Below are 4,953 nucleotides of genomic sequence, written 5' to 3'. Positions count from 1 at the left end.
GCCTACATTGCCGCCCCGATCTTCCATGCCAACAGGCAGCTTGACTCTCCATAGCTGGTCTTGACAGGACATCATCCTTTCTCACTACACTGGAGGCAATATGCAGGGAAGGAGACAGGAGAATGGCAAGTCCAACAACGAAGCTGTGGATTCTATGCTCTGCGGCTGTAGGAGCCATTTATGCTGCCGGCCACCTGGTTACGGTGCCTACCGCATCAATCGCGGAAGGACCGAGCGCCGTTCAATCGGCGAGCTCCTCGGCATCGCGTTCCAACTCCCTGCCTGCCAGAACGTCCGCGTCTCAAAGTGCATATCGGGATGGCCATTACAGTGGATCCGGATCCAATCCGTATGGGATACTGTCGGTCTTGGTAACCGTCTCGGGCGGAAAAATTGCGTCGGTCCGCATCACCAATTATGCCATGCATTACCCGCAATCATACATTGATCCAACCATGCCCGAAGAAGTGGTGTCCCAACAAACCTGGAATGTCTACGGTGTAAGCGGAGCCACCGCCAGCAGTGAAAATTTTGCCGAAGCGGTGTACAACGCACTTCAGAAAGCGAAGGCCTAGGATGATGGCAATGAAAATTCCACGTCCTAATTATCTATCCGATTCCTATTTGCTGATGGGCACGACCGTTTTGGATTGGTTGGGGAAGGTCATGTCGCCGAGATGCGGGCGGCAGTCAATCAAGCCTACGTCTCTATGTAGGCGGTCGAAGAGGTATGCAGCCGATTTCGAGGGTCATGCCCTTCGCGAACTCTGTAGATAGCCGGGAAGACTCGCGCCGGTACCTCCCACGTTATGCCATGCACTGGCGACTACCTGTGCCGCCGAAATGACGGATGGACGCTTTGACCGACGATTGGAGCCCGCTTAGCGTAGGTTGGGTTCAATCGCCACTAAATTCAGGACGGGCCCCGTGTCCGGATCGCGCGCCCGATGCTATTAGATCTTGGTGCTGTGGGCCAGGGATTGGCGGTGGCTTTGGCGGCAAAGGCCCTTGGCAGTTTCCCGGGTTCGTGATTGAGGCTGGTGGAGACATCTTTGCTTCCAGGGGCCCAATGGGAATGGGTGGCATGTGGGGGTAAAGAACCCACAAGGTTCTTCGGATTTGCCCGACATGGTCGAGCTTGCGGGGGTAGCCATCTGTACTTCAGGCAGCTATCGTCGGCGAAGTCCGACGATAGCCCAGACCCCAGCATAGGAAGAGCGGTTGGAGGGCTACTCTGATAGAGCTTGAGACAGGGTTGCCCGCCGGCGCCTCTACGGTCGCTTTTTTGGGGGCCTCGAAGAAGCCTTGTCCCTTATCGGGTCGATGAGTCTCGAGGGTTTGATCATGAGGAAGGACGGAACGGTCATAAAAACGGCAGGAATGGAGCGATATTGGCATGGCTAATGCCCAACGATTACAAAGCCCGTCATTGACTACACGGTTTCGCCGTTTTGTGAGGACGCCCAAAGGGCACGTCCTGGGCGCGCTGATTCTCTTGACGGGGGTTGGAAGCCGGACCCCATACGGCGCCCACGCGATCCCACACGCCTTGATTGCGGTAGCTGCCGCCGTCCTTTTTGACGCGGCGGTGGCAAAGGTCATGGAACGGAAGGTGACGTTTTCGATAGGTGGCGTGATTACCGCCCTAATTGTGACGGATGTGCTGTCCAGCATAACCCCAGTGTATCTCATCATGTTGACCACCGTTCTAGCTTTGTCCTTTAAACACCTCTTGAAGCAGGGCCGAAAACCGCTCTTCAATCCCGCAGCCGCAGGACTATTGGCTACGGCGCTGGTCTTTTCAGGTGCGGAAAGCTGGTGGGCCTCCATGCCCAACGATCCCATGTGGGTTGTACTGCTGATGTTGGCGGCTGGTATCTTTGTTGCCGTTCGGGTGAAAAAGTATCTCCCAGTGCTCGTCTTCCTCGGAACCTATTTCACGGCCATATTGGCCATGGCGCTATTGCACTGGGGACTGCCCTCGGCCACGCCAGCGGATGCGTTGCGAGCTCCGTTTGTGAATGCCGCACTCTTTGTGGCGTTCTTCATGCTTACCGATCCGCCGACGTCTCCAGGCACAGTGAAGGAACAGGTGCCGTTTGCCATCATCTCGGCTTTGGTTGCGGTAGCTGTCTACGACCTCATGGGGGGGCTTGTCTATCTCTTAGTCGGACTTTTGGTTGGTAATGGACTCACGGCAATCCGCGCGCGCCAACGCCGAAAAGCTGACCGACACCCTGCGCCGGCCAGGTCTCCCGTGCAATCCTTTTCGGTTACGCCTCGGCTGCCGAAACGTCTCGGATCGACCGCTGGCGCTGGACGGCCAGCGTTTCCGCCAATAGGCGCTCCAACCCGCGGGTATCGGAGGGATAGACGAGCGGCGGACGGAGCGGACCCACGTCAATGCCTAACTGATTGAGGAGCCATTTTACGGGGATAGGGTTGGGCCAAGCAAAGAGGTCGCGGAAAATGGGTGCCAGCATCTGTTCTCGTTGGTACGCCTCGGAGTGCCGTCCCGATGTGGCCGCCCGCAACAGAGCTTGCATCTCGGGGCCCACCACATGGGACGCGACGCTCACAACGCCGACGGCTCCGAGCAGCAAGCTAGGATACAACAGCGAATCGTCCCCAGTGTAAAGGGTGAGTTGGGGAGCATGGGCTCGCAGTTGGTGGAAAGCCTCAAGCCGTCCGGACGCTTCTTTTATGGCTACGACGTTGGGGGAGGCGGCATGGATTCGAGCGGCGGTGTCGGCTTCTAGGTGAACACCGGTTCGTCCGGGCACGTTGTACAGCATCACCGGAATGTTGACGTTTTGCGCGACCTCCACGAAATGCCGGTACAGTCCTTCCTGGGGCGGTTTATTGTAATACGGTGTGACCACTAAGATGCCATCGGCGCCCCATTGTTCTGCTTGTCGGGCGAGGTGGCGGCTGTGGGCGGTATCGTTGGAACCGGCACCGACCCAAAGGGGGAGATGAGGAACGGCTTGGCGGACCCGGTGGAAGAGCTCTTCGCGCTCGGGATCCGTTAGGGTAGGCGATTCGCCGGTTGTGCCGGCGATAATCAGGGCGTCGCTGCCTTCGTGGGCCAGTCGCTGGGCCAGGCGGGCAGCGATGTCTAAGTTGAGATGGCCGTCAGGGGTAAACGGGGTAATCATGGCTGTGAAAATTGCAGGCCATGGCATAACTATCGTCCTCCTCAGTATAGCTTTGGCGCGCGGTAGGTTTGCGCCGATTGACGGAGCATCGCGGAAACGCCGGTTGCCCCGGCGGTTTTGACCGGGGACCGGCTAAAGCTTCTTAAAAGAGGACGTGAGGAAAACGGGGGCAGGAGACAACAAGGCAGACCCCGTCACCATCGGTGGTATAGCCATGTCGTCACCCCTTTATCGTAGTGAAGTTAGCAATAGTATATCGATCGCGAGTCCGGATGAGAAGTCTAGGAGGCAATGTTGCGGAAATTTTCTTGTCATGTGTTCCAAAGAGGGGTTCGTAGGGATAATGATCCCTGGAGAAAGGCCTAGGGCTGGGTGTGAGGAAAGAGGGGATGAAATGGCGATAGATGATGTTGCACTCCACCGGCGCATGTGGGGGTGTTGGTGGGGGCAAATGGCCGGGGATGCGTTGGGAAGTCAGGTGGAGTTCGCCACCCCGGATAGTCTCCGACGGCAATTTCCTCAGGGCGTGCGGGAGATGGCATCCAGCCCCACTTGGGGAACTGCAGCCGGGCAACTAACAGATGATACCGAGATGGCGATCGAGTTGTTGCATGTCCTCAACGATTGCCCAGAGACGGTGGATTGGGATCGCGTAGCGTCCGGCTACGTGCGGTGGGCTGATTCCCATCCCTTCGACATGGGCGGGACCGTACGCCAGGCCATCGCGGGGGCGCATGGAGGGCCCCTGTCGGGCATGGCTGAGCGAATGCGAAATAGCGCTAATTATGACAGCAAGGCCAATGGGGCGCTGATGCGGCAAAGCCCGCTGGCAATTTGGGGATATGCCCAGGATCCCCGGGTGTTGGCGGACCTCGGTAGGCAAGATGCCCTGCTAACCCATCCTAATCCCGTGTGCCAAGAGGCGTCGGCGGTTTTCGTTGCGACGGTGGGAATGATTATTCGCTGGGGACTTGATGCGCAAGCCGCGTATGAATTTGCGGTCGCCTTTCAGCGGCGGTTCGGCCAAGAATCTGAGGTGCTGGATGCTTTGGTGCAAGCTGAGCACCAACCTCCTCCTTATTCGCACCACATTGGTTATGTGTTGGTGGCGCTTCACAACGCCTTCTATCGCCTTCTGCATGACGACAGTTTGGAGGAGGTCATCGTCCAGAGTGTTATGCTGGGAGGCGATGCCGACACCAACGCGGCCATTGCGGGCGCCGTGGCCGGGGCTGTCTACGGTGCTTCGGACGTTCCCCAGCGCTGGATTAAAACCCTCAAGGAGTGCCACTTCGAGACCCGCGTGCGGCCAGCGCGGTATCTCCCGGAAAACGCCAACCGAGAGATGATGCGCTTGATGGAACGACTGGCGTCTCCTTCGGACACGACCCCGTGCGAGTGTCTTGCCTTAGCCGACGTACCGATCGAATGGGCACCTTGGGCTGCCATTGTGACCTTTGCGGTCGGCTCTGAGCCAACCTCCGACGTGCTCATGCGTCTTAGCCCTGAGACGGACCGTATTTTTCAGAAATGGGTTGCCGAAGGGAGCCTTCCGGACGATGTGGACTTCCTGCAAAAGGTACTTGGCGCGGTGGTCAGTAATCGGGGATTTCCCGATGCGTGGAGGGATCGCTTTGCCCGGGCAGTTTTGGGGGCCATGCGTGAAGCGTTGCTGACCAAGCCGCCCGAACCGCGGCCGGTTTTTGGCCCGCGTTAATGTTCCTCCTACCTTAGTTTTTTGTGTGAAACCTGTTGTTCTCATTGATTTTTGTGAAATCCCGGGACCTCTGCGACC

General features: G+C 57.9%; 4 protein-coding genes and 1 pseudogene. 4 read left to right on the top strand and 1 reads right to left on the bottom strand.

Annotated features, from left to right (window positions below; all coding sequences use genetic code 11):
- Positions 1-122: 122 nt before the first annotated feature.
- From HIJ39_RS21390 to HIJ39_RS21380, 3 genes and pseudogenes are all read left to right on the top strand, one after another.
- Positions 123-575 carry an FMN-binding protein gene (locus HIJ39_RS21390; protein ID WP_169103068.1) on the top strand — a complete coding sequence of 151 codons (453 nt, stop codon included), beginning with the start codon at positions 123-125 and terminating at the stop codon, positions 573-575.
- A 511-nt stretch (positions 576-1,086) separates the two neighbouring features.
- Positions 1,087-1,212, top strand: coding sequence for a hypothetical protein (locus HIJ39_RS25320; protein WP_169103067.1), 126 nt, complete (start codon positions 1,087-1,089; stop codon positions 1,210-1,212).
- A gap of 184 nt (positions 1,213-1,396) precedes the next feature.
- Positions 1,397-2,119 (top strand): annotated as a pseudogene (locus tag HIJ39_RS21380) (RnfABCDGE type electron transport complex subunit D); the annotation flags it as partial.
- Positions 2,120-2,273: 154 nt separating this feature from the next.
- Here HIJ39_RS21380 and dapA read toward each other — a convergent pair.
- On the bottom strand, positions 2,274-3,185 hold the full coding sequence (dapA, locus tag HIJ39_RS24395; protein ID WP_243239890.1) for a 4-hydroxy-tetrahydrodipicolinate synthase: 912 nt from the start codon (positions 3,183-3,185) through the stop codon (positions 2,274-2,276).
- Between the two features lie 367 nt (positions 3,186-3,552).
- On the opposite strand from dapA, the gene HIJ39_RS21375 reads away from it, so the two are divergent.
- Entirely contained in the window at positions 3,553-4,875 is a 1,323-nt protein-coding gene (locus HIJ39_RS21375) for an ADP-ribosylglycohydrolase family protein (RefSeq protein WP_169103065.1), read from the top strand.
- Positions 4,876-4,953: the final 78 nt, after the last annotated feature.

The organism is Sulfobacillus harzensis (assembly GCF_012933365.1).
GTDB classification, from domain to species: Bacteria; Bacillota; Sulfobacillia; order Sulfobacillales; family Sulfobacillaceae; genus Sulfobacillus_B; species Sulfobacillus_B harzensis.
Note: the sequence above shows the minus strand (reverse complement) of the source record. Positions and strands in the feature narration are given on the sequence as shown.